The organism is Flavobacterium sp. HBTb2-11-1 (assembly GCF_009826975.1).
In the GTDB taxonomy this organism is placed as follows: domain Bacteria; phylum Bacteroidota; class Bacteroidia; order Flavobacteriales; family Flavobacteriaceae; genus Flavobacterium.
Genome location: NZ_WUMO01000010.1, coordinates 58172 through 84617 on the forward strand (window position 1 = coordinate 58172; position 26446 = coordinate 84617).

Consider the following 26446-nt stretch of genomic DNA (forward strand, 5'->3'; position numbering starts at 1 on the left):
ATGAAAAATATATCTGAAAATAATTTAACCGCAAAGAGCGCAAAGATTTTAACGCAAAGTTCGCAAAGTTTAATTTCCTTGCGTGCCTTGCTCCCGATAGCTATCGGGATTGCGCTCTTTGCGGTTACCTTAATTAGTTGTAGCGAAAAAAAGACAGAAGAACCACAGGAAGAAGAAAAAGAAACGACAGAAGTGGTGTTAACGGTTTCGCAATACAAAACTGTGGGGATTGAAACAGGAAACGTGGAAGACCGAAATCTGAATAAAATCATCAAAGCGAATGGCTATACAACTGTTCCGCCACAAAATTCTGCTGAGGTTTCGACTTTAATTGGCGGAACGGTTAAGGATATTTTTGTTTTGGAAGGAACATTTGTAAACAAAGGAAAAGTTTTGGCAACCATTCAAAATTTGGAAGTTATCGGAATGCAGGAAGATTACCAATCAGCAATTGCTAATGTGGAATATCTGCAATTGGAATACAATCGTCAGAAAACATTAAGCGAAGAAAATGTGAATCCGAGAAAGACTTTTCAGGAAGTAAAAGCCAAATTAGCTGCAGAAAGAGCTCGTGCACAAGCGGCAAAAAACAAGTTGGATGCTTTGCACGTGAATACAAAAGGAACAACTTCTGTTGTGCCGATTGTTTCGCCTATAAAGGGTTTTGTTGGAAAAATCAATATTGCAAAAGGTGCTTTTGCGAATACAGGGGTTTCGCTTTTTGAAGTGGTTGACAACAGTCAGATGCATTTGGATTTGAATGTGTATGAAAAAGATTTAGGATCCATTTCGATTGGTCAGGTGATTGATTTTGTTTTAACCAATCAGTCGAATAGATCGATTAAAGGGAAGATTTTCGGAATCAATAAATCTTTTTCAAACGAAAGTAAAACCGTTGCCGTTCACGCTAAAATCGATCCCGCTGATGCAAAAGGCCTGATTCCAGGAATGTATGTTTCAGCGAATATCAATATTGTTAATGCGACTGTTCCAGCGCTTCCAAAAGATGCTGTTGTCAAAAATGCAGATAAATATTTTGTATTTGTTCAAGAAGATGAGAAAGCCGAAGAAAAACACGATCATAAAGAAGGTGAAAAAGAAGAAGTACACGAGCATGAGGTGCATTTTAAAGCGCTAGAAGTAATCCCGGGAACAACTGATTTAGGTTTTACCGAAGTAAAGTTTGTAAATGATGTTCCAGCCAATGCTAAAATTGTGACAAAAGGTGCATTTTATCTGCTTTCCGCAATGAAGGGCGGAGGAGAGCATACGCATTAGGAAGTGGTTTTGCCACGAAGACGCTAAGGCGCTAATTTTTTTTGAGATGCTAAGTTGCTAATATACTATGGCGCTAAGTTTTTTTTGTTGGAGTGAAATTTGCTCGCAAAGGCGCCAAGTCGCAAAGTTTTTTTTAAAGATTTAATGAATATAATTTGAGTTGCCTCCAGCTAAAGCTGACGGAAATTGAAAATAAGTTTTGCTACAGATTTAATGGATTAACATGATTTTTATTTAGCAAAGATTTAGTAGATTTTTTAAAATCCTTCCAATCCTTTTAATCTGTGGCAAAAAAAACTTTGCGTCTTTGCGAGATTAAAATATACATTACGCTGATCCTTCGACTCCGCTCAGGAAGACAAACAGCGCTTTAACCATTTTTCAAAAAAAAACTTTGCGGCTCTGCGACTTTGCGAGATTAAAAAAAACTTTGTGCCTTAGTGCCTTTGTGGCAATGAACTTTACCGCAAAATGCTTAAATTTAGAACATTATTTAAACAGAGTTTCAGAACAGCAAAAACATGAAACCAGAAATATGAAACTGAAAAAATGATACATCAAGATAAAGAAATAAAAACTGCAAAAAATAAAGCCAAACCTTCCTGCTGTTGTTCACATGACGAACCCGTACATTCTGATAATGACGGACACGACCACGGAGGACATGACCATGAACACAATGCAACCGGTAATCTATTTAAATTGTTTCTACCATCCATTATATCTTTTGTTTTATTGATTATCGGAATTGGTTTTGATAATTATTTTCCGCAAGAATGGTTTACGGGATATGTTAGGATTGCGTGGTATGCGATTGCATATCTTCCCGTCGGACTACCAGTTTTAAGAGAAGCTTACGAAAGCATTATAAAAGGAGATATTTTCTCGGAGTTTTTCCTCATGTGTATTGCTACAATCGGAGCATTTGCCATTGGAGAATACCCTGAAGGTGTTGCTGTTATGCTGTTTTATACAATAGGAGAAACTTTTCAGGGAATGGCAGTTAACAGAGCAAAATCGAGTATTAAAAGTCTGCTGGATCAGCGTCCCGATGAGGTTCATATATTAGAAAACAATGTCGCAGTAAAAGTAAAAGCTAAAGAGGTACAGATTGGAGCGATTATTCAGCTTAAAGCTGGAGAAAAATTAGGTTTGGATGGTGAATTATTATCAGATTCTGCTTCATTCAATACAGCGGCTTTAACGGGAGAAAGTAAGCCCGATACTAAGAAGAAAGGCGAAACTGTTTTGGCAGGAATGATAAATGGCAATGCAATTGCCGAAGTAAAAGTAACAACCGCTTACAGCGACAGTAAATTGTCTAAAATTCTGGAGCTGGTACAAAATGCTACGACCAAAAAAGCGCCTGCCGAATTGTTTATCAGAAAGTTTGCGAAAATTTATACGCCAATTGTGGTGTTTTTAGCAATTGGAATTTGTTTGATTCCGATGGTTTTTGTTGATGATTATGTTTTTACTGATTGGCTTTATAGATCGTTGGTTTTTCTTGTGATTTCTTGTCCGTGCGCTTTGGTTATTAGTATTCCGCTTGGATATTTTGGCGGAATTGGCGCTGCGAGCAGAAACGGAATCCTGTTTAAAGGAAGTAATTTCCTTGACAGTATTTCGACGATTCAGAATGTCGTGGTAGACAAAACAGGAACCATGACCGAAGGCGTTTTTAAAGTTCAAGAAGTCATTATAAAACCTGAATTTGATAAAAACGAAATTCTAAGATTGGTTAACGCTCTTGAAAACAGAAGTACGCATCCTGTGGCAACAGCAATCCATAATCATGTTGGACCAATTGACGCTTCAGTAGAATTAAAAAATATTGAAGAAATTTCAGGCCACGGATTAAAAGCTTTTTACAACGGAAAAGAATTGCATGTAGGTAACTTTAAATTGTTGGATAAATATTCGATTTTGTATGATATTGATCCGTCCTCAATCGTTTATACTACAATTGCCATTGCTTTTGATAGAAAATTTGCAGGCTATTTGACTATTGCAGATGAAATTAAAGCAGATGCAAAAGAAACTGTTTCTAAACTAAAATCTTTAGGAGTAAAATTGACCATGTTAAGTGGAGATAAAGCAAACGTTGTTCAATTTGTGGCAGATAAACTGGGAATCACAAAAGCTTTTGGTGATTTGCTTCCAGAAGATAAAGTGGATAAAGTCAACGAAATTAAAGCAAAAAACGAAACGATTGCTTTTGTAGGGGATGGAGTAAATGATGCCCCTGTAATTGCGTTAAGTACGGTTGGAATTGCGATGGGAGGTTTAGGAAGCGATGCTGCAATAGAAACTGCCGATGTGGTTATTCAAGATGATAAACCTAGCAAAATTGCAATGGCAATCAATATTGGGAAACAAACCAAAAAGATTGTCTGGCAGAATATTACTTTGGCATTCGTAGTTAAAGCTTTTGTCTTAATTCTTGGTGCGGGTGGACTTGCCACAATGTGGGAAGCTGTTTTTGCAGATGTTGGAGTGGCGTTATTAGCCATTTTGAATGCGGTTAGGATTCAGAGGATGAGGTTCTAGAAAACTAATTTAAAGTTTAAAAATCTCTTAAATCTGCTAAATCTGCGAGAGACAAGAAATAATTTTCTAGCAGATTTAGCAGGTTTGGCAGATTTTGGAATTAAAATTTTAGATTAACAATGCTTTCGTCATGTTCTAATGTTATTTCGATCGGATTACTTTCAGAAGGAATTTGAGTTGGATACCAATTTCTAGTAGGCTGTACCAGAATCAATAAACCTTCATGATCGCCAATTGCAGCAAATTTATCGGTATTAGTATTTTGAGAGAAGAAATGCAGTCCGTGTTCTTTGATTAATTGTTTTCCCAATTGTAATGGACTTTCGGTAACAATTCCGATTTCGCTAATATTTAAAATCGAAGCAGAATTAAACTCGCCAACTTGTTCATTATTAAGATCATGTCGAGCAATGAATTCGAGTAAATTTCCGTTGTGATCGAAGAAATATATAGAATGTGCATTCCAATTTTCGAAATTGGTAACGACGCTTTTATCTTCTAAAACAATTAAATCTACTTTGCCTTTGCACCATTGAATAGCTTCTTCAAGCTGATTTTCAGGAATATTAAAAGCAAAATGATATATGGAATTAAAATCTGGATCTTCAACAAATTTTAAAATAGAAGTTCCAGCCTGAAATGTTATCGATTTTTGATCGCTTTCTAAAATGAAAAGGCCAAAAATGTTCTGATAAAATGCTTTCGTTTTTTGAATATCGTTTGTTTTAATTTGTATCTGATCTATTCTCATGGCAGTAAATTTTTATAAAAGAAAAAGCTTCTTTTGTGTTCTAGTCAAATTTAAGAAATGCCAATAATATCAAGGTTAAAGAGTAGAAATAAAAAAAGCCCATTTCATAAAGAAATGGGCTTCCTAATTTGTAGATTGTGTGGCAAAAAGCAAATCATCAACTAATTTATTTTGGCATTTCAGGAATTATAATTCTTCTTGTTGGCGTACTCAAAGTTTCAATAAAAGCCAATAAATCAGCGATTTCTTCTTTGCTTAAGTTTAATTTTTTAAGTGCAGGGTCCACTTTTGGAATCAAAGAATCGCGAGCAGTTCCTAGATATTTTTTCTGCACAGGAGAAGGATTTCCTAAATTGTATAATTCGACCACGTCCAATAAAGTTGGAAAATGTCCATGATGCATCCATGGTCTTGTGTTTACAACTTCGCGAAGAGTAGGGGTTCTAAATTTGCCAATATCTTTTACATCTTTAGTAACGTTGTAACGTCCGAAATCTTCATTTTTGGTTCCGAATAAAGTCTGTCCGTCATTATGAAACTGATTGTCGCTGAAATAAGGCGTATTGTGGCAGTTGATACATTGTGCTTTGGTTCTGAACAAATGCATTCCATTTACTTGCTGATCGGTATAAATGTCTGATTTTCCGCTTACAAACTGATCAAATTTACTTTTCGGACTATTAATCGACCTTTCGAAAGTAGCAATAGCGTATTGAATTCGCTCTAAAGTCACTTTTTTGTCTCCAAAAGCCTCCGTGAATAAAGAATTGTAACCTTTTATTTTTGCAATTTTGTCAACAGCAATCGTCAATTTTTCATTCATTTCTAAAGGATCCTGAACAGGAAACTGCGCTTGATCTTCAAGACTTGACGCACGTCCATCCCAAAACAGGGAAGTGGCATACGCCGAATTTAAAATGGTCATCGAATTGCGTTTTCCGGTTTGCCTGTCGTGGCCAAATGAACGCGTTAAATTATCTGTCCAGCCCAGTTCAGGATTGTGACAGGAAGCGCATGCAATTTGTCCGCTTCGCGATAATCTCGGATCAAAAAACAAAATTTTTCCTAAACTTTCTTTTTCTTTCGAATATGGATTATAAGCAGGATAAGGAACAGCAGGTAAAACTCCAATATCCTGAAATTTAGATTTGTCTACACTTTCGTGTAATTCTGCAGCAGGCCATTTTGATGAATCTCCGCTGGAATAGATTTTTCGTAATTCCTGAATATCAATATAATCAGGATTTTCCACGCTTTTGTATGCCGTCAAGCATAGCAGGAATAGAAGAGGGAAGATTAGCTTTTTCAATTCTTTTTGGTTTTTGTTTCATCCCGATAGCTATCAGGACAGGTTTCAAGTTGTCACGGAACTTTGTTAAAGTTTTAAATTTTGACAAAGTTCACTAGGTAAAACATTCATAATTTATAACTCACAATTCATAATTATAACGTAACTTCTTTAGGACACGGAATGCTCAATGCCGTTGGTTTTGGATATGTTCTATTGTTGTACATTCTGTATTGTGTTGACACCGTTCCTCCAAATAGTTTGTCATTTGTCAGTTTTAATTCAAATGAGATTTCATATAAGCCATTGCTGATTTCTTTGTATGTACCTTCGCCAGAAATGGCAATAACATGAGTATTTGTTGCACTTGATCCGATTGTAATGTCTTGTGGAATTACTAAAACAGTTCCTTCGGTTTTGCTGTTTCCGTTTGCAGGGAAAAATTCCAAAGCAGATTTAATATTGAATCCAGGAGAAATTGCAGCTGAGTTGCTTTCGTTAGAAAACCATCTTTTTAAACCAAAAGAATTTACTGTATTGGTTCCGCTCGCAACATTAAATCCGATTTTGAAAGCATCGTGATACACATCGTCATTAGGATTTGTTGTTCCTTTGTCGCTATATAATATAGCATTCGGATCATCTTTTGTAACTACAACAGGAAAAGTCAGAGCGTTGAAAGTTTGCCAAGTACAAGTGGTTCCGTTGCTAAACCAATGTTCTCCATAAGTCAAATAAAACGCATTTGTAGGATCGGTAAATTTTGATGCTGGGTTTGCCTGAATATCTCTTAGAGATTTTATTGGTTTTACAATTGTCAGATTGGTGTTTCCTGTAGCAGTGTAATTAGGAATATTTATTAAAGTAATTTTTGATTCGTAACGGGCATCATCATTTTGCAGATCTTCTAAAAGAGTTAAATGATATGTTACAGAACTTCTGTTATCGCCAAAATCATCGTGCGTTAAAGAATATTCAAAACCGTTTTGAAATTTGAAAAAATTAGCATTTTTAATTTCTTCAGGGAAAAAGCCATTAGGGAAGTTCACTTCAAAATCAATTGTTTCGCCTACTTCGCCTTTGACATTATACTGCGTTACAGGAAAAGTGTAGTTAGTTGCAATTGTTCCCAAATCAATTTTGAAAGTATTGTTTGGATATGCTGTGTTTAAATTTCCGATATGAATATCAGGATCAGAAACCGTTTCGAGTTTTAGATTGATGCTTTGGTTTGCAGCCCATCTTTTATCAAAAGAAACATAAATGGTATCTGTTAATTTACTGCCTTGAAACGAAAGCTGATTTACCGGATTTACACTAAAGCTATCGCTCACGCCTGATGTTTCAGCGCTGAAATTAGCCGTTACCGTTTCTTTTAACGAACGTGTCGTTAAGGTTACAGGGACTTTTAATGTTTTTACAGACTTGTTTTCATAAGTAGATTGTGGGACTAAACTTCCGTTTATAGCTGGATATTCTAAAGGAGTGTTATCTGCTTTAACCAAAAAGTTGAATCTTATATAGGGATCTATATCAGAACCTAATTTATAATCGTCTTTTGAGCACGAAATGTATAATAGCGCTGTTAATAATAGGCTGAATATCTTAATACGAGTCATTTTGCTGCAAGTTTGGGTTAAGATTTGTGTTGAATGTTGGTATTGGCAATACGTATTTTAGAGACGGATACGTCAAACTGCACACATTTGCAAGACAGCCATCATTTCTTGAAACGTTTTTATGGTTTCTCGCAATATCAAAGAATAAAAAGCCTTCAAAGCATAATTCTTTCCTTCTTTCTAAAAAGATATTTTCTTTTAGACTTGTTGTATTGGTTAATAATGAAGCATTTGCGCGGGCGCGAATCGTATTGATGTCCGCCATTGCCAAATCTGCTCTGTTGGTTTCTAAAGCGGCTTCGGCACGAATTAGATACATTTCGCTAAGTCTAAATGCTACATAACCAGCATTATCTTGAAATTTTTTTGTAAAGCTGTAATTCACGTAAGTTTGTACGCCTTCAACCAATGTAAAAAGCGGTTTTGTCAAGAATAATTGTTTTCTTAAATCTGAGCTTTCATATAAATTAATCAAATCATTTGAAGCCGTATATTTTTCAAAACTTTGATCTGTATTGTAGCCAAAAACTTTTGACATTGATCCTGCAACATTGTTTTCATTATCCTTAGGAATAGCAAATTCAAGCAAAATTTCTGAAATAGGAAGGTCTGGTTTTTCCCATTCTGCAATTAAACTTTCTTTGCTGGTCAATACAGCTCCAGAATTGGTAATAACATCATTTGCTGTTTCGTAAGCATTTGTCCAATCTCCTTTTTGAAGATAAACTCTAGCCAATAAAGCTTTTGTATTTTTTTGATTAAAGAAAGAATACGCAGCACCAGAAAGCAAAGAACTATCTGAATAATTGGCTATAGCTGTCTGTAAATCATTAATAATTAAAGCATACGTTTCTGCAGCAGTTTTTCTTGCTGGATATTGCACGCCTCCTTTTATAGATGCAGTGCTGTAAACGATTCCTAGATGTGAAGCGTCGGCAGTATAGTTATAATCCTGACTGTAAACCAGCGATAAAAGAAAATGCGTATAAGCTCTTATGGCCAAGGCTTCTGCTTTTATCTGATTTTTTTCTGCATCAGTAGCGTCGGTTAGAGAAGGAGTATATTCTAAAATTAGATTTGCCTGATTTATGATATCATAACTATCATCGTAAAATAGTTTGAAATTACTGGTCAGCGCCTGATCATCAAAAGAATAAACCTGTTCAACATTTGAAGGAGTCGAAACTTGTCCTCTAAGACTTCCTGTGGCAATTGGCGTAAACTTGATGTTTCCGCCTTGTAAATCAGCATAAACGGCATACCGTTCTGTTCGAACATTGGCTTCCAACGAAGAATAAAGCCCTCTAAGCGCTTGTAAAACACCTGTTTTATTCTGCAAAAGTTCGTCAATAGAAGTTTGTGTTCCAGGTTCTTGTTCTAAAAAGTCACTGCAGCTTTGCAATGAAAGGAATAGAAAGAATATTGATAAGTATTTTGAATATTTCATTTTCTTAAAATTTAGCATTAACCCCTAGAGAAATTGTTCTTGCCTGCGGATAAATAAAACTATACTCTCGCACGCCGTTCAATCCTTTTGGACTTTTTTCTTTGTACCAATACGCCACATTTGTAGCATCAGCAAATACAGAAAGTGCATCCAGAAAAGTCTTTTTTAACGGCACATTATAACTTAAATTAATATTACTGATTCTGATATAAGTCGCATCATAAACATACTTGCTTAAGTTGGTTATTATTGGAGAAAGCGTCACAGCAGATTGTGTAACGTTGTCACCAGGATTTCTCCAGTAATCGTAGGCATTTACAGAAAGGTTTCTATTTGATGTTACGTTATATTGATCTATAAGAACATTTGATGCTAAAAGATCACCGCCAATTTGATAATCACCTCTAATAGATAAAGTTAGATTATTGTAGAAAGTGAAATTATTATAGAAACCACCATAGGCATCTGCCTGTTTGTCTCCAATGGGTTCCCAGTCGGCAATCGTATATAATTCGCCATACGTTTTCGCATCGTAAACCTGACCATTTTTTTGAATAAGATCTCTTCCTGTAGCTGGATCTACACCTACCCATTTGACTCCCCATAGTGTTGTAGTGCTGTAGCCAATTTTTTGTGCCAATGCGAGATTTGATGCAGAATAGTCACTTCCCAAACCTTTTAAGTCGGTTACTTTGCTGTCTACTGTAGAAATATTAAATGCCGTTGTCCATTTAAAGGCGTTGCTTTTTACCCATTTAATTCTTGTAGTCAGTTCAAAACCTTTGTTGTACATGCTTGCAGCATTTAATTGTATAGAACCATAACCCGTTTCGGTAGGAATATCTCTAGCTGTAATCAAATTGCTTTTATTGTCATAGTAATATTCTAAAGTCAACTCGACTCTTTTGAAAACATTAAAATCAAATCCAGCGTTGAATTTTGTGTTTTTTTCCCAGCTTAATCTTCCGTTCGGCGCTGCTCCAGGCGTTGCTTCAGTACCGCCATTGTATCCGTTTTGACTTACATTGTATAATCCTTTAGATCTGTACGAACCAATTTTTGAATTTCCTGTTGTACCATAACTTGCTTTTAATTTTAAGAAATCGATCCAAGAATTAGAGCTTAAAAAGTTCTCGTTGCTAATAATCCATCCTGCGCCTAAACCTCCGTTATGAGCCACATCAGTATCATCTCCAAAAACAGAACTCTGATCGCGACGATAATTGGCCAATAAGAAATAACGTTTTTTGTAATTGTAATTTAACTGTGAAAACAAAGAAACTCTGGAGTTATAGCTTATTTCGCTTCGGTAGCTTTGTCCGCTCGTAGATTCATTTTCAGGTGTATCAGGATTGTCGTCTCTTATTGCTTCAGACACTTTATGAATATATTCTGGATTCAAAAATCCAACTCCAGATTTGTAATTGAAATCGGTTTTATCTTCAGCAAGTTCAAAACCAATTATACCATCAATTTCATGAGTTTCGTTCCATTGTTTATTGAATAAAGCTTGTCCTTGACAGTTCCATTTTGTAGAATTTCTCTGATTGATAAGACGGCGCCCCCAAGCTGGACGTGAAATTCCATCCAACATAAAAGTGCCATTGTACTCTCCGCTTTCATTTGCTGCAGAGAAGTATCGATCCTGTTCTTTATCGGTATAATCCATACCAAAAAGAGTAGAGAATCTAATGTTTTTATTAAGTTTATAAGATAAATTCAGACTTCCTAAAAGACCAAAAGTTTGCGCTTCGTTTTTGTTTTGCTCAATTGCTGCCAAAGGATTTCCCCTAGTAGAACCGCTTACGCCCAAATCGGCATAAGAGCCATCAGCATTATAAACGGCAAGGGTTGGAAGGTAGGCAAAACTATAAAAGATGTTTGGAGCATCTTTTTGTACAAAACTTGGGTTCAGCATCAAATTAATATCCCATTTATCAGAATTATAACCTAAGTTTATTCCAGCATTTAGCTGTTTGGTTTCATTTCCGACCTGCGGTTCGTCAATTTTCGTATAGCTTATGTTTGTACGGTACGAAAATTTAGAAGTAGAACCCGAAACATTAAAATTATACTTATTGTATATTCCTGCGCGGTTTAATATATTGAACCAATCTGTGTTAATGCCGTTGTAAGAAACGGGAACATAACCAGGTGTAGTATTCTTCATAAACTCATTTCGCAGTTCTGTGTATTGCTCTCCGCTTAAATATTTAATCTGATTAATGGCAGAAGAAACTCCAAGCTGATTTGAAAAACCAAATTGTGTTTTTCCTTTTTTACCCTTTTTAGTTGTAATCAAAATCACGCCATTAGCTCCATCAGCACCATAAATTCCAACTGCTGCGGCATCTTTTAAAACAGAAATAGTTTCGATATTTTCTGGTGCAATTTTCATTAAAGGATTTGCCAGATTTTCGGCAAAATCACCACTTCCGTTAAAATTGGCGCTGTCAATAGCATATTCCTCACTCATTACAACACCGTCAACAATAAAGAGAGGCTGAGAAGAAGTTCCTGAAATGGCACCGCTTAAAGAAGATAAAGTTCCTTGCCCGCGAATATTGATTTTAACTGGTCCGCCAACACCAGAAGTATTTTCGACCAAAACCCCTGCAATTTGTCCTGTAATCATTTTGTCAAAACTTTCAGAAGCCTGTTCAACTGCGATGTCTTTTGCCTGTAAAGTCGAAATACTTCCGACAATTTCTTCTTTTAATTTTGTAGTTCCATAAGAAGAAGTAATGATAACAGGATTCAATTCATCTGTAACTTCTTGAAGATAAAAAACAAATTCTTTTTTGTAACCCGCTGTTTGCGATTGTGGTTCCATTCCTAAATAAGCAACTTCAAGAATCTGATCCTTAATGTTTTCGCCTTTTAGTTCATAAGCAAATTTTCCATTTGAATCGGTTATGGCACCCATTCCAGTTCCATTTACGCGAATAGTGGCACCAGGAAGAGGCTGTTTGTCTTTTGCGCTGTAAACTGTTCCTTTAATCATCCGTTCAGTTTCCTGGTTACCAGAATTAGATTTATCAACTCGAGTCGCATCTGTCAATAAAACTTGCTTTTTCTGAATGTAGTAGGAGATATTCGTGCCTTTCAGCAACTTCTTTAAAGCTGTTTCTAAGGTGGCATTATTGACATCTAAATCAGCTAATTGATCGGTATCTATTTTTTTTGCATTATAAATGATTCTAAAATCACTTTGTTCTTCAATAGATTTGATAATTAGGCTTATAGGTTTATTTTTTACGTGTAATGTTATGAGTTTATTCTGAGAAAATCCTTTAAATCCAGATAAGAGAATGGCTAAGAAAAACAGAATTTTTCTTAAAAAGGGCAGTATCGTAAATGTCATGGTTATGTATTTATCGCGGATTGGTAATTGTAATGGTTTTTTGGTCAATTGAATAATTAAAAGGCGTGTCACGTTTTAGGAGGTCTAAAATGTTCTCGACACTAGATTCGCTAATTTTAATTGTACCTGTGAAATTCTGTTTGGCCAAATCAGAATTTTCGTTGATAATTTCAACATCATAAGTACGCTGAATAATTTTAGCGATTATAGAAAATGGCGTGTCTTTAAAAGCAAGCTCACCTTTTGTCCAGGCAACATAAAAGGCTGGATCGACTTCTTTTACAGCCAGTTTTTTCGAGTTATTCTGCCATGTTGCCATTTGATTTGGTTCTAACAGAATAACGTTGGTAGAATTAGCAGCTTCAGACATTCGAATGCTTCCCTCAATTAATGTACTATTAACAGTAGGGTTTTCAGGATATGCGCTCACATTAAAGGTAGTCCCGAGAACTTCAATATCTGCATGATTTGCATGAACGATAAACGGATGCATTTTATCTTTTGCCACTTCAAAAAATGCTTCACCGGTTAAGTATACATCTCGGTTTCCATTTAGACCAAACTGTTCTGGATAACGTAAATTTGTTCCCGAGTTTAAACTCACAATAGTACCATCTGAGAGTTTAAGTTTGAAACGTTTTCCGTACGGAACAGAGAGGGTGTTGTAAATCACTTTTTGATCTGCGACTTTACCAAAATAAACAATTTCATTCGGAAATTTTTTGGCAATCAATTCGCCTTTATCATTTAGCAAAGCAGTCTGAGCTTTTCCAGATAAATATTCCAGACGGCCGTCGCCCAATTCCAGAACAATTTCTTTTGGATTTTCAGTTGTTTTGTTCAATAAGAAAATAGTCGTTCCTAATCCCAGAAATACTAAAAATATCGCAGCGTACTGTACATACTGTCTGATTTTATTTTTGGGTTGCATCTGGATTACCGGAGCGGTTTCAATAGATAAATCAGAAGAAAGAGTGATTAATGCCCAGATCTTCTTAGCCTTTATAAATTGATTTTTGTTTTCGTCAGATGCCTCGATCCAGTCAAAAAGTGCCTGAACTTCTTGTTCCGAAGCTTCATTTGAAAGGTATTTGCTTATTATTTCCGATGTCATGTCTGCTTTTTTTAAACTTCTCACATTGTAAGTACACCTCAGAATTAAAATACCCTATCTTTTTATTCTTAATTATTATAAATAAGGATAAAAATTAAGAACAAATAATCAGATAATCTGGTCTTTAGAATTTTTAAAGCCTTTGTCATGTGGGCTTCTACGGCTTTTAGCGAGACTCCCAATTCTTCGGCGATTTCTGCATTTTTTTTATTTTCAAAGCGTTTTTTAATAAAAACTTCTCTGGTTTTTGGAGGCAGATAGCTGATAGATTCCTGAATAATGCGTTCTAGTTCGGTTAATTCTAGAGGGTCGAACTGAATTGAATTTAAAACTTCAATATTCAATTCTCTTTCTTTGTGGTTTAAGAGGTCATTTTTGAATTTGTTCTTCACTTTGTTGTGGCGGATCAAATTCAAGCATTTTGATTTGGCATAAGTAAACAAGAAAGCTTGGATTCCGTTTATAGACTCCACATTTTCTCTGCTTTGCCATAGGTGTAGTAAGGCTTCCTGAGCCAGATTTTCAGCTTCGTCCTGATCATAAATAAACTGAATGCTGAAAGACTGGATTCTCTTAAAATATTTATCGTAAAAAAACTTGAATGCAGTTTCGTCGCCTTCCTTAAAGGAATGGAAAAGATCTAATTCGAAACGGACATTCTTATTCATTAAACGAAATTTACTTTGGAAAAAGCAATATTAAGTAAATTTTAAAAACAACTCAATTTTGCTCAGAAAGCGGCAAATATAAAAGTTTATTTATATTAATTCTAAATAAAATAAAAATAAAGATGTTTCTTGAAAAAATTATTCAGAATAGGTTTATTTGTGTACTTGTTTAACCGCTATTTTAACCGCAAAGTGCGCAATGGTTTATTCTATGTAATGCTTAATTAAAACGCAAAGTTCGCAAAGCTTTGGCAAAAAAAACTTTGCGTTCTTTGCGTATCCCGATAGCTATTGGGATTTCGCCTTTGCAGTTATAAAAAACATTAAAGATTGCTATACAATAATTGCAGTGTATGAAAATCAGAAGAACCGTCAAAGTATTTATGAAGCACTTCCTGAAAAATTGGTTCTGTATTTTGAACGCTGGCAAATAAAGTCATACAAGATTGAAGATTTTCTACATCTATGCTTTCAAAAATATCTGATACGTTTTCTTCTTTTTTAATTAATTCAGAAGTAATTTCTAAAAGATGTTTTCCTAAAATGGGATGTTCAAGAAAAGCAATTGCTTCGTCGGCATTTTTGATTTCGTAAAATTTAGATGTATCGCTCGAACCCATTCCTTTTATTTGAGGAAAAATAAACCACATCCAAGGAGACTCTTTTTTGCCATTTTTAATTTCGTCTAGAGCTGTTAAGTACAATTTGTTTTGAGCATCTAAAAAACGAAGTAATCCATTGTTATTGTAAGCCATTATTTACGATATTAATTTGGGGATATCAGGTCATAAATCTAGTCAAAATATGTTTACTTGTATAGTGCGAAACTTATTTTTTAAAGCCAATTTTTAACATTTTAAATGAGATAATTTAAAAAAGCAATTTGCTGTAAAATTTTATGCTTTTATAGTACATTAACAGATAAAGTTGTATTAATTAATTTTTTAATTGTTATAAAAAGCATTTTTAATTGGTGGTTCTGTTATGATTTTTCTATTTTTATAAACAGACGGTTTAAAAACTGTCCGAAAAAATAAAATTAGACTTGATATTGGCCATCTTACAATATCAATATTTTCAACCGGGCAAGCTTCGCCCATAAAAAAATAAATGCTTATGAAAATAGGATTAATCGGATTCGGAAAAACTGGAAAATCAGTAGCTTCAATATTATTAGAAAATAAAAAATTCTGTTTAGAATGGGTTTTACGCCAAAGTACGGTTTTAGAACACAGATCGGTTCCAGAATTTTTTGGAGTGCAGTCAGAAGAACCCGGCTTAATCTATTCTAGTTCTAAAACTTCTATAGAAGAATTATTAGAAAAACATCCTGTTGATGTCATTATCGATTTTTCGTCACATCAAGGCATATATACATATGGAGAAGTAGCTGCAAAAAAGCAAGTGAAAATTATTTCTGCTATTTCACATTATAAAGATAAAGAGTTGGCTTTCCTGAAAAAGCTTTCGAAAAAAACTACTGTATTTTGGTCACCAAATATTACTTTGGGAGTGAACTATTTATTGTTTGCAGCCAAGTTTTTAAAGAAAATTGCACCTTGGGTCGATATTGAAGTGAATGAAGAACATTTTAAAACGAAACAAGGAACATCTGGAACAGCAGTAAAAATAGCAGAAGCGCTTGATGTAGATAAAGAAAATATTAATTCGGTTAGGGCAGGAGGAATTGTAGGTAAACATGAAGTTATTTTTGGTTTTCCTTTTCAAACCGTGCGTTTAATTCACGAATCGATTTCCAGAGAAGCTTTTGGAAACGGAGTTATTTTTGTGGCCGAAAATCTGAAAGAGAAAGAAAAAGGATTATATAATTTTGAAGATATCCTGACGCCTTATTTTACGGTGTAGTTTTGCCACGAAGACGCTAAGGCACAAAGTTTTTTTATACGGATTTTTTTGTCTTCCTGAGCGGAGTCCAAGGATAAACGCAATGTATTTAAAGTACAATTGAATCTCACAATCCCGATAGCTATCGGAAGCAGAGTCGCAAAGTTTTTAAAATTTAAAAAACTAAAAAAAGAAAAGCTTTGCGGCTTTGCGTCTTTGCGACAAAAAAAAAACTTACTTCCTAAAAGTCAAAGCCTTCATATACTCCAAATTCATTTTAGCAATTGAAAGTACCGAAATTCCTTGCGGACATTCTATTTCGCAGGCTCTAGTATCCGAACACGCTCCAAATCCTTCTTCATCCATTTGTTTTACCATTGAAACGGCACGTTTAGGAGCTTCTAATTTTCCTTGCGGTAAAAGCGCTAGATGCGTTATTTTGGCGCCAACAAACAAAGCTGCGCTGGCATTTTTGCATGAAGCTACACAAGCTCCGCATCCGATGCAGGCCGCGGCATCAAAAGCAGCTTCGGCGGTTTCATACGAAATCGGAATGCTGTTGGCTTCGGGAGCCTGACCCGTCGAAGCGCCAATAAAACCTCCTGAAGCAATAATGGAATCAAATGCTTTGCGGTCAATTTTCAAATCGCGTAAAACGGGAAAAGCTTTTGCTCGAAATGGTTCAATATATATAGTATCTCCATCTTTAAAACTTCTCATGTGAAGCTGGCAGGTTGTAGTGTTTTTAAGAGGTCCGTGAGCACGGCCGTTAATCATGACCCCACATTGTCCGCAGATTCCTTCACGGCAATCATGATCAAACTCTATCACGCGTTCTCCCTGTTGAATAAGAGACTCATTTAAAAGATCCAGCATTTCTAGAAACGACATATGTTCTGATACTCCATCAATTTCATAATCGGTCATTTCTCCTTTTGTAGAAGAATTAAACTGTCGCCATATTTTTAGATAAAGTTTCATAGATAATTATGAGTTATGAATTATGAATTATGAATTATGAATTATGAATTATGAATTATGAGTTGTTAATTAATAATTTACAATTAACAATTCACCATTTTATTTATAGCTTCTCACTGCAAGTTCTACCGATTCAAAGGTTAAAGGTTCTTTGTGAAGTTCAGGTTCGTTATTTAAACCTTTCCATTCCCAAGCCGAGACATAACAGAATTCATCGTCGTTTCGGACAGCCTCGCCGTCAGCGGTTTGATATTCTTCTCTAAAGTGTGCGCCGCAAGATTCTTCACGCTGTAAGGCATCGTAGCACATTAATTCGGCCAATTCTATATAATCTGCAATTCGTCCCGCTTTTTCAAGTTCGCTGTTTAAAGTGTTATCGCCTGTAATTCTGAGATCTTTTTCAAATGAAGCTTTGAGTTCTCGAATTTCGACTATTGCTTCTTCTAGTTTTTCTCTGCTTCGCGAAAGACCGCATTTTTCATACAAAAGACGTCCGATTTTTTTATGGAAATAATCTGCAGAAAGTGTTCCGTTGGTATGTAAAAAACGATCCAGCTGTCTTCTCACTGTTTTTTCAGCTTCTTCAAATGCGGGATGCGAAATATCAGGTTTAGGCAAATTCAATTCGCCTGCCAAATAGTTCGGAATAGTGTAGGGAGCAATAAAATAACCATCGACACAAGCCTGAAGTAGTGAATTTGCCCCAAGACGATTTGCTCCATGGTCCGCAAAATTAGCTTCACCTAAAGCAAACAAGCCTGGAATTGTAGTCATAAGCTCATAATCGACCCAAAGTCCGCCCATGGTAAAATGCGCCGAAGGCGAAATCAGCATCGGTTCTTTGTAAGCGTTTATGCCTGTAATCTTTTCGTACATAGCAAAAAGATTACTGTATTTGGCTTCAATTTTATCTTTTCCCTGCGCTTTTATTGCATCTGAGAAATCGAGATAGATTGCATTTTTCATAGGTCCAACGCCATGGCCGGCATCAATTCTTTCTTTTGCGGCTCTTGACGAAATATCTCTTGGAGCCAGATTTCCAAATGAAGGATAACGACGCTCTAAATAATAATCACGCTCTTCTTCGGGAATGGCATTTGCATTTCGGTCATCTGCGGCTTTTTTTGGAACCCAGATTCGTCCGTCATTTCGAAGCGATTCAGACATTAAAGTCAGTTTGGATTGATTTTCACCATGCTGCGGCAATGAAGTAGGATGAAATTGAATCCAGCTTACACCAGCCATAAATGCGCCTTTTTTGTGCGCGCGCCAAATGGCAGAACTGTTACAGCCCATAGCTAAAGTAGACAGATAATATACTTTTCCGTAACCGCCAGAAGCCAGAACAACAGCATCTGCAGCATGGCGTTCCAATTTGCCAGTTTCAAGATTTCGTGCAATTATGCCTTTGGCTTTGCCATCAATGACCACAAGTTCGAGCATTTCGTGACGGGTGTACAAAGATACTTTTCCCAAAGCTGCCTGACGTTCCAAGGCTTGATAAGCTCCTAATAAAAGCTGTTGTCCTGTCTGTCCTCTAGCATAAAAAGTTCGAGAAACCTGAACGCCTCCAAAAGATCTGTTGTTTAAATATCCCGCATATTCCCTTGCAAAAGGAACTCCTTGTGCGACAGCATGGTCAATTAAAGCAGCAGAACATTCGGCCAAGCGATAAACATTGGCCTCACGAGATCTAAAATCGCCGCCTTTTATAGTGTCGTAAAACATTCTGAAAGTACTGTCGCCATCATTTTTGTAGTTTTTGGCAGCATTTACACCTCCTTGTGCAGCAACAGAATGCGCACGTCTAGGAGAGTCCTGAAAACAAAAAGACTTAATATTATAGCCTTGTTCTGCCAGCGATGCAGCGCATGAAGCTCCTGCAAGACCTGTACCCACGACTATAATATTAAGTTTTTTCCGATTTGCTGGATTTACCAGTTTAGCTTTCGATTTATAAGTACTCCATTTTTCTGAAAGTGGTCCTTCGGGTATTTTTGATTCCATCATTTTTATTGTTTTAAAATGAATTGATGCAAAACTTTAAAAGCAACTATACTTTAGGGACTCCAATATACTATAAAAATCTTATAAAATGAAATTATTGTTTACTGATTATCATGGCTTTACTCGTTGTGTTAGATTTTATGAAATAAATGCCTGAAGGATATTCGGAGATCGAAATAATATTTCCTGCTCCTTGTTTAATTTTACTTCCTGTAACTGAATAGATAGTCCATTCTAGCTCTTTTGATAAATGAAATATTCCTTTTGACGGGTTTGGATAAACGATAATTTTATTGGATTCTGCATCCGGATTTTCTACTCCAAGATTACAATTATGAACTTCGTAGCTAACTTTTTTAGTATTATTTCCATTTGAATTAGTAACAGTTAAAGAAATTTCTCGATCTCCTTCTGTAGAAAAAATAACAGAATGCGGACCAATTCCAGTTGCAGTTTGCGGTTGTGCCCCAGCGCCAAAATTCCATGAATAAGAATCAACAGTGCCTACAGAAACTGAAGTAAAGGTTACAGCAGTATTCAAACATCCCATTTGCGGACTATATTCAAAATCGGCAATAGGAGCAGTGGTGCTTCCTGAAAGGACAAATTCCATTTTATTGACATTGATATCATTTTCTTCAAAATATAAAGTGATCACATGAGTTCCTTGTGTCAAAGCTATATTAGGAATTGCGACAGTCTGCCAGTTCTGAAAACCTCCTGTATTAGGTATATTGACAGTTCCAGTTAGGTTTGTGCCATCTACTTTTACATGTAGTTTTCTGGTGTTGTAAGGAGTAGCAATTCTTAAATTTATCGTGTAATTTCCTGTTGTATTTACTTTGGCGGTATATTTCAGCCATTCATCTTTTACGACATAAGCCAAATTGAATCCGCCTTCGTTACAAGCTTCAGTTCCAACACGGTCGCCTGGTCTGTAAGCCGTATCTCCGCCAGCATTGATATCGAAAATAGCTTCTGGGCCAATATCATAATTTTCGGCTTCTATAGTTCCAGGTATTTGCGCAATTATTCCCTGATAAGGTGCATTCTGAAGTGTAGTTGGGGTATAAAATGCGGTATAGGTAATTGCTACTGAGGCTGGAGCCTTAAAGGTTTGATTGGCCGTTCCGCCTTGACTCCAATGATCAAAATCATAACGGATATTGCCTACATACTGGGGTGTTGGAGCGTTTAGAGTCTGTAAAGCAGCATTGGCTACAACCTGTTTTGTAGAAGGCGCAGTAACTGGTTTTTGGTTGAATTCTAAATTAAGGGGTACTGGCGAACTTGCTGCCGTAACGTCAACCAAATTCGGTTTAATGTCTACAAAACTTGTTGCTGTCAATCCGTTGCTATCGGTTACTTTTACCGTAAAGCGATACCAAACATTTGGTGTTTTTTCGCCTTGGTTAGAAGCGGTAAAATTGCCTGATTTTACACCCTGCGGACTTGCTCCTGGATGCGAATGTCCTGCTCCTGGAACGTCTTCGTGAAAAAGATCCATGCTCCACGAAAAAGCACTTGCAGGTAGTGCTCCGTCTTCAACATCGTTTGCTGTGGCTTCGAAATAAATAATATCGTCAGCATTCCATTTTAATGTTGGTAATGGAGAAACAATAGAAACCGTAGGTGCATTGCTAAATGGCGTTACCGTTAATACTGCTTGATTACTGGTTACATTTCCCGCGGTATTGGTGACTATTACTCTATAATTTCCGGCATTTGCCGTTGTTACGTTTGGAATAGTATAACTTGCACCAGTTGCCCCGTTTATATTGGCATTATTATATTGCCATTGATAGGTTAAACCCGTTCCACTTGCCGAAACTGTAAAAGTTACAGGTTTGGTTTCCATTATAGATTGTGAAAGTGGATGATTTACTATTGTTGGTGCTGCAGTTTCTATATAATCCAGCTTAATCAGCGAACCATTATTTCCATATGCGCAATAATAAATATAACCGTCATTGCCTAACATCATTCCAAGAGCCTGCTGTTGCGGAGCGGTAAAAAATACCGTCGAAACAGGATCGGCAACGTTTGGATCAAAAGACCTAATTTCTGTTCGTACAAAATCTTTAATGATAAATTTTCCTTGAAGATTTGGATAACGAGATATGGCAGGATTATAAAGTACGCCATTAGTCAAAGCATTTCCGATACTTCCAGTAGCATATGTAAAGATTGGATTGGTAAATAAGTTGGTTTCGGTTTGTTTTCCGTCGCCTCCTTGAGGATGACCCCACGCATAATTGCGTATTGTCGGATTACTGATTTCGTTTACTTCTTCCCATGAAGTTCCAACATCTAAGACAAATAGTTTGTTGGCAGTTTCGTTGGCAACTAATCTCCATGGGTTTCTAAAACCGTACACCCAAATGCTTTGTCTTTGTATAGAACCGCTTCCATAATAAGGATTTCCTGGCGCTGGCTGTCCGTCTTCAGTCAAGCGGAGAATTTTTCCTTTGTAAGTATCCAAATCTTGTGAATTGGTATTCAGCTGACTATCACCGACTGTTACATAAAGATAGCCGTTAAAAAATTTCAGGTCGCCACCATTATGAAAACCGCCTCCAATAGGTTCCAAAAGCAAAATTTCTTGCCTGTTGATTACTTGGTTGTTGGCATCAATCTTAATTCTTTCAATTCTATGTCGAATTACATTTGCGTCATTTATAGAATAAAAAACATAAACGTAACCATTTGTAGCAAAGTTCGGATGCAAGGTTAATCCGAGTAAACCTTGTTCGTTATCTGTAACAGTTGTTACGGTAAAAACAGTAGACACTGCATTGTTCTGGAATACTTTTACAATACCCGCTCTTTCTGCTATGAAAATTCTTCCGTCAGAAGATTGTTCCAGCGCAAGTCCTTCTTTTATTACAGCTGTTGGAGCAAGGTTTTGGGTAATGTACTGCGAATAGGATAGGGAGTAAATAAATAATACAGCAATAGATAAGAATTGCCTAAATCGCTTTTGAATTTTAAATAGTAGATTTTTTCTCATAATTATTCAGAAATTTTATAGGTTTGGGTACTCAAATTTACCCCTTTTCTGTATAATTATTTAAGATTCTAATGTTATGTTTTCTTTAGACAGAATAACAGCCTGATTTGGATTAGGAATACTTGACTGTTAGAATTATTTTGTAAAGTTTTTGTAGTGTTTTGAATTGTTGGAAAAAACTACTGAAGAAGATTTATTTTGCATTTTTTTTCTGATGAATAATCTCTTCCTTCCAAATTTTATATCATTCATTTTAGGGATATTTTAAAAAAAAAGCTAAATCTGCGTGGTTTCTTTTCCCGCAGATTTAGCAGATTATAAAATTAAATTGTGAAAGAGGAATTATTTCTCAATTATCATCGTTACTCCTTGTCCGCCAGCGGCACAAATAGAAATTAATCCTCTTCCAGAACCTTTTTCGTTAAGCAGTTTTGCCATTACGCCAATAATTCTTCCTCCAGTTGCTGCAAAAGGATGTGCTGCCGCCAAACTGCTGCCTTTTACATTTAGTTTATTTCGATCAATAGCGCCTAAAGTTTTCTTTAAGCCAATTTCGGCACTCAATTCTGGACTTTCCCAAATTTTTAAAGTAGCTAAAACCTGCGCTGCAAAAGCTTCGTGAATTTCGTAGTAATCAAAATCTTGAAGAGTTAAATCTGCTTTTTCAAGCATTCTTGAAACTGCAAATAAAGGCGCAAGCAATAGATTCTGCTGATTTTTGACGTATTCTATAGCCGCAATCTCACCAAAAGTAATATAAGCCAAAATAGGAAGTCCCTGTTCTTTTGCCCATTCTTCGCTAGCTAGAAGCACACAAGAAGCCCCGTCTGTCAATGGAGTTGAATTTCCTGCGGTAAGAGTTCCGTTTACTTTATCAAAAGCAGGATTTAGTTTGGCTAATTTTTCAATGGTACTGTCTCTTCTAAGGTTATTATCTTTTTCCAAGCCGTTGAAAGGCGTAATCATATCATCAAAAAAGCCTTCATCATACGCTTTAGCCATATTCAAATGACTTTTTAAAGCAAATTGATCTTGCTCTTCGCGGGAAATTTTATAATATTTTGCAGTGATTTCAGTATGTCCGCCCATAGAAAGTCCCGTTTGTGATTCTTCATTTCGAGGCACTAATGGAGATAAATCTTTCGGACGAAGTTTTAGAAAGGTTTTGATTTTTTCTCCCAATGATTTTGCTTTTCGGGCATCTAGCAATATTTTTCGAAGTTTCTCGCTCACAGCAATCGGCATATCACTGATAGAATCTACACCACCCGCAATTCCAGAATCGATTTGTCCGAGTGCAATTTTATTTGCAATATAAATAGCGCTTTCAATTCCCGTATCGCAGGCTTGCTGTAAATCGCAAGCAGGAGTAGCGGGGTCAAGACTGGTTTGCATGACACATTCGCGAATCAAATTGTTGTCGTAAGTATGTTTGATTACGGCGCCTCCTGCAACTTCGCCTAATAATTTCCCTTTTAGATTGTATTTATCAATAAGACCATTGAGTGCAGCGGTCATCATTTCTTTGTTTCCTACATTGGAATAAGCCGTATTAGCTCTTGCAAAAGGAATTCTGTTATAGCCGACAATGGCAACTTTTCTTATGGTATTTGATTTCATATCAGGAAGTTATTTGTTTTTGGTTTTTGAAATTTAGAACTATAAAGATAGAAATAGATTTCGGTTTGATGCTTAATCTAGATTAATATTATCAGGAAATAACTTAAAGATGCCTGCTTTAAAATTTATTATTACTGATTTAGTATAATTTGTTGTATTTATTTAGAATGAATTAAAATAATTTGGAAAAGTTGAGATTTGCGTATATTTTTGTCGCTCAATTTAAAATCAAAACCAAATGAAAATAATTTTAAATCCAAAAGTTTATTTTTTTGTGCTGTTTTTGAGCTCATTAAATTTAATGGCACAACAGCTTGGAACTGTAAACGGGAAAGTTTCTTTGAGTGGCAATAAACCAGCAGAAAATATAGCTGTAGCTCTAAAAGGAACAAAATATTCAGATATTACAACTGTTTCAGGACATTATGAAATTAAAAATGTAAAGCCAGGAACATATACCATTGTATTAAATGGAGTAGGAATTCAGTCTATTGAAGATAAAATTGTAGTAAATTCTAAACAGACTACGACTAAGAATTTTACTCTTTCTGAAAGCCAAGAAGATCTTGACGAAGTGGTAATTAAAAAGAATAAATACAAGCAAGACAAACCTTCATTGTCATTGCGTCTTCAGACTCCAGTTTTAGAAATTCCTCAAAACATACAAATTGTAAGCGGTCAAACCTTAAAAGATCAGCAGATCACAAGTATGAGCGATGGTGTAATTCGTAACGTGAGTGGTGCTGTACGTTTGGAGCACTGGGGAGATTTGTATACGAATATTACAATGAGAGGTTCTCAAATTCAAGCTTTTAGAAATGGTTTTAATGTAGTTTCTTCTTTCTGGGGACCATTAACAGAAGATATGAGTTTTGTGGATCATATCGAGTTTGTAAAAGGTCCAGCAGGATTTATGCTTTCAAGCGGTGACCCAAGCGGATTATACAACGTGGTGACTAAAAAACCTACGGGAGTGACTAAAGGTGAGGTAAGTGCTATGGTAGGAAGCTATGATTTCTACAGAGTAAGTTTAGACCTTGACGGGAAATTAGATAAAAAAGGAAAATTATTATACCGTTTTAATGGAGCGGCACAAAAGAAAGGATCATTCCGTCCGTTTGAGCATAACGACCGTTACGTAATTGCTCCTGTAATTTCTTATCAGATTGATGATAAAACAAAATTGACATTTGAATACAACTTTCAATATGCAAATATGACCGAAGTAGGTTCTTACTATGTTTTTGGACCACAATCAGGAGGTTATGCAACTTTACCTCGCAATTTTACAATGACACAGCCAGGATTGCCAGATACAAACATTCAAGATCATAGTGGATATCTACAGTTCGAACATAAGTTTGATGAAAATTGGAAACTTACAGCGCAAACATCATATTTTAAATACCTTCAGCAAGGATACAGCTCTTGGCCAGGTGTTGTTGGTCCTGGACCAGTTGATAGAAATTTTGATGGCGTTCCTGAAGGAAACCTTGCTACTGGTGAGATTATCAGAAATGTTGGTATTTGGGATGCGGAAAGTAATATGTATTTAGGTCAGATTTTCGTAAACGGAAAATTCAATACAGGAAATGTTTCTCATAAAATATTAGGAGGGATAGATTTAGGAAGCAAAGATTATATGGCAGATTGGGGACAATCGCATGATTTAGATACTGTTGATAATCCGTTTAATGTTTATAATCCAAATTATGGTACGCCATCAAATGGTTTACCGCAATTTGATCACGATACTCCTTTAAGCCAAAGAGCAGGCGGACTTTACGGTTCGAAGTATGCGGCTGGTTATGTTCAGGATGAGCTTGGCTTTTTAGAAAATAGATTAAGATTGACTCTTGCTGCAAGATATACTTGGATTAGCCAAACTAGCAGCTACGAGGCAGAACCAATAGAGGATAGTCATATTACGCCTCGTGCTGGTTTAAGTTATTCTATTACTGATGATTTTGCAGTTTACGGATTATATGATCAAGCTTTTACACCTCAGTCTGGTGTAGTGAGAAATGGCGATGTAAAACCTCTTACTGGAAATAATGTTGAATTTGGACTTAAAAAAGATTGGTTTGACGGTTCTTGGAATACAAGTTTATCGGTTTACAATATCTTAAAGAAAAATGAGCTAACAGCAGATCCTAGTAATCAGCCAAACGAACAGTATAAAATTGTTTTGGGAGAAAAAAGAGCTCGCGGTGTTGAATTTGATGTTAGAGGAAAAATCTTTGATGGCTTAAATCTTATTGCAAATTATGCCTTTACAGAATCAACGGTAACTAAAGTTGATCCAGCTGTTTCTCAAGCTAATGGTATTAATGTTGGAGATATTGTGCCTGGTTATGCAAAACATACAGCAAATGCATGGTTAAATTATACGCTTCAAAATGGTAAACTGAAAGGTTTTGGCGCTTCTATAGGAGGAACTTTCCTTGACGGACGTCAGACGGATACTTGGAGTGAAGGTCTTCAAAAATTACCTTCTTACTTTAAATTGGATGGAGGTTTATCTTATGAAACTGGTAAAGTCAAAGTTACTGCAAACGTATTCAATATCTTAGATAAATATTTATATAGCGGTTCATTCTACAGTTGGTTAAATGCTTATTACTGGCAGGCTGAAGCGCCAAGAAATTTTAGAGTTGGGGTTACTTATAAGTTTTAAAGGGGCTAAGGTTCTGAGGGACTAAGATTCTGAGGATTATAGTAACAAAGTAACAAAGGAATAAAGGCTTTGGACAAACATCTCTAGTTTGTCTAAAGCCTTTAATTTTATTTTATAATTTCATCCAGCTAAAGCTGGACGCTATTTAATTTCTAAAAAATCCTTTTAATCTGTATATCCCGATAGCTATTGGGAGTGGCTTAAAAAAAAATCTTTGCGTCTTTGCT

The 26446-nt window shown here is 35.9% G+C and carries 16 protein-coding genes; 4 read left to right on the plus strand and 12 right to left on the minus strand.

The annotated features are described in order from the left end of the window. Window positions 1-1278 carry an efflux RND transporter periplasmic adaptor subunit gene (locus GR162_RS19480; protein WP_160783480.1) on the plus strand — a complete coding sequence of 426 codons (1278 nt, stop codon included), beginning with the start codon at window positions 1-3 and terminating at the stop codon, window positions 1276-1278. Window positions 1279-1827: 549 nt separating this feature from the next. After that, on the plus strand, window positions 1828-3828 hold the full coding sequence (locus GR162_RS19485; protein ID WP_160783481.1) for a heavy metal translocating P-type ATPase: 2001 nt from the start codon (window positions 1828-1830) through the stop codon (window positions 3826-3828). A gap of 100 nt (window positions 3829-3928) precedes the next feature. On the opposite strand, the gene GR162_RS19490 is transcribed toward GR162_RS19485, so the two are convergent. The 8 genes from GR162_RS19490 to GR162_RS19525 all read right to left on the minus strand — a co-directional run bounded on the left by GR162_RS19490 (window position 3929) and on the right by GR162_RS19525 (window position 14834). After that, window positions 3929-4579, minus strand: a complete 651-nt coding sequence (locus GR162_RS19490; RefSeq protein ID WP_160783482.1) for a VOC family protein — start codon at window positions 4577-4579, stop codon at window positions 3929-3931. 166 nt (window positions 4580-4745) lie between these two features. Then, window positions 4746-5888, minus strand: a complete 1143-nt coding sequence (locus GR162_RS19495; protein WP_202393973.1) for a cytochrome-c peroxidase — start codon at window positions 5886-5888, stop codon at window positions 4746-4748. A gap of 134 nt (window positions 5889-6022) precedes the next feature. Continuing rightward, window positions 6023-7486, minus strand: coding sequence for a hypothetical protein (locus GR162_RS19500; protein WP_160783483.1), 1464 nt, complete (start codon window positions 7484-7486; stop codon window positions 6023-6025). Beyond that, complete coding sequence (locus tag GR162_RS19505; RefSeq protein ID WP_237421402.1) at window positions 7473-8933, minus strand: RagB/SusD family nutrient uptake outer membrane protein; 1461 nt, start codon at window positions 8931-8933, stop codon at window positions 7473-7475. Before GR162_RS19505 ends, GR162_RS19500 begins: the two co-directional genes overlap by 14 nt. Before the next feature lie 4 nt (window positions 8934-8937). Then, window positions 8938-12297, minus strand: a complete 3360-nt coding sequence (locus GR162_RS19510; protein ID WP_160783485.1) for a SusC/RagA family TonB-linked outer membrane protein — start codon at window positions 12295-12297, stop codon at window positions 8938-8940. A gap of 10 nt (window positions 12298-12307) precedes the next feature. Beyond that, window positions 12308-13411: a FecR family protein gene (locus tag GR162_RS19515; protein ID WP_160783486.1), complete on the minus strand. Its 1104-nt coding sequence runs from the start codon at window positions 13409-13411 to the stop codon at window positions 12308-12310. A 68-nt stretch (window positions 13412-13479) separates the two neighbouring features. After that, window positions 13480-14079, minus strand: coding sequence for an RNA polymerase sigma-70 factor (locus GR162_RS19520; RefSeq protein ID WP_066034941.1), 600 nt, complete (start codon window positions 14077-14079; stop codon window positions 13480-13482). Between the two features lie 323 nt (window positions 14080-14402). Continuing rightward, window positions 14403-14834, minus strand: a complete 432-nt coding sequence (locus GR162_RS19525) for a DUF1810 domain-containing protein (RefSeq protein WP_119790218.1) — start codon at window positions 14832-14834, stop codon at window positions 14403-14405. A gap of 361 nt (window positions 14835-15195) precedes the next feature. Between GR162_RS19525 and GR162_RS19530 the strand changes: the two genes are divergently transcribed. Beyond that, on the plus strand, window positions 15196-15945 hold the full coding sequence (locus GR162_RS19530; RefSeq protein WP_066035249.1) for a 4-hydroxy-tetrahydrodipicolinate reductase: 750 nt from the start codon (window positions 15196-15198) through the stop codon (window positions 15943-15945). 213 nt (window positions 15946-16158) lie between these two features. On the opposite strand, the gene GR162_RS19535 is transcribed toward GR162_RS19530, so the two are convergent. The 4 genes from GR162_RS19535 to GR162_RS19550 all read right to left on the minus strand — a co-directional run bounded on the left by GR162_RS19535 (window position 16159) and on the right by GR162_RS19550 (window position 23542). Next, window positions 16159-16905, minus strand: a complete 747-nt coding sequence (locus GR162_RS19535) for a succinate dehydrogenase/fumarate reductase iron-sulfur subunit (RefSeq protein WP_066034940.1) — start codon at window positions 16903-16905, stop codon at window positions 16159-16161. A 99-nt stretch (window positions 16906-17004) separates the two neighbouring features. Continuing rightward, on the minus strand, window positions 17005-18915 hold the full coding sequence (locus GR162_RS19540; protein WP_160783487.1) for a fumarate reductase/succinate dehydrogenase flavoprotein subunit: 1911 nt from the start codon (window positions 18913-18915) through the stop codon (window positions 17005-17007). 91 nt (window positions 18916-19006) lie between these two features. Next, window positions 19007-21922, minus strand: a complete 2916-nt coding sequence (locus GR162_RS19545) for a PQQ-dependent sugar dehydrogenase (RefSeq protein ID WP_160783488.1) — start codon at window positions 21920-21922, stop codon at window positions 19007-19009. A gap of 342 nt (window positions 21923-22264) precedes the next feature. Then, window positions 22265-23542, minus strand: a complete 1278-nt coding sequence (locus GR162_RS19550; protein ID WP_008463299.1) for an acetyl-CoA C-acetyltransferase — start codon at window positions 23540-23542, stop codon at window positions 22265-22267. 238 nt (window positions 23543-23780) lie between these two features. On the opposite strand from GR162_RS19550, the gene GR162_RS19555 reads away from it, so the two are divergent. Continuing rightward, complete coding sequence (locus tag GR162_RS19555; protein WP_160783489.1) at window positions 23781-26219, plus strand: TonB-dependent receptor; 2439 nt, start codon at window positions 23781-23783, stop codon at window positions 26217-26219. The last annotated feature ends 227 nt before the right edge of the window (window positions 26220-26446 follow it).

Bases quoted from the DNA above. Each gene is read 5' to 3' on its own strand.
- GR162_RS19480 (WP_160783480.1), top strand. From the start codon at position 1: ATGAAAAATATATCTGAAAATAATTTAACCGCAAAGAGCGCAAAGATT.
- GR162_RS19485 (WP_160783481.1), top strand. From the start codon at position 1,828: ATGATACATCAAGATAAAGAAATAAAAACTGCAAAAAATAAAGCCAAA.
- GR162_RS19490 (WP_160783482.1), bottom strand. From the start codon at position 4,579: ATGAGAATAGATCAGATACAAATTAAAACAAACGATATTCAAAAAACG.
- GR162_RS19500 (WP_160783483.1), bottom strand. From the start codon at position 7,486: ATGACTCGTATTAAGATATTCAGCCTATTATTAACAGCGCTATTATAC.
- GR162_RS19505 (WP_237421402.1), bottom strand. From the start codon at position 8,933: ATGAAATATTCAAAATACTTATCAATATTCTTTCTATTCCTTTCATTG.
- GR162_RS19510 (WP_160783485.1), bottom strand. From the start codon at position 12,297: ATGACATTTACGATACTGCCCTTTTTAAGAAAAATTCTGTTTTTCTTA.
- GR162_RS19515 (WP_160783486.1), bottom strand. From the start codon at position 13,411: ATGACATCGGAAATAATAAGCAAATACCTTTCAAATGAAGCTTCGGAA.
- GR162_RS19520 (WP_066034941.1), bottom strand. From the start codon at position 14,079: ATGAATAAGAATGTCCGTTTCGAATTAGATCTTTTCCATTCCTTTAAG.
- GR162_RS19525 (WP_119790218.1), bottom strand. From the start codon at position 14,834: ATGGCTTACAATAACAATGGATTACTTCGTTTTTTAGATGCTCAAAAC.
- GR162_RS19530 (WP_066035249.1), top strand. From the start codon at position 15,196: ATGAAAATAGGATTAATCGGATTCGGAAAAACTGGAAAATCAGTAGCT.
- GR162_RS19535 (WP_066034940.1), bottom strand. From the start codon at position 16,905: ATGAAACTTTATCTAAAAATATGGCGACAGTTTAATTCTTCTACAAAA.
- GR162_RS19540 (WP_160783487.1), bottom strand. From the start codon at position 18,915: ATGATGGAATCAAAAATACCCGAAGGACCACTTTCAGAAAAATGGAGT.
- GR162_RS19545 (WP_160783488.1), bottom strand. From the start codon at position 21,922: ATGAGAAAAAATCTACTATTTAAAATTCAAAAGCGATTTAGGCAATTC.
- GR162_RS19550 (WP_008463299.1), bottom strand. From the start codon at position 23,542: ATGAAATCAAATACCATAAGAAAAGTTGCCATTGTCGGCTATAACAGA.
- GR162_RS19555 (WP_160783489.1), top strand. From the start codon at position 23,781: ATGAAAATAATTTTAAATCCAAAAGTTTATTTTTTTGTGCTGTTTTTG.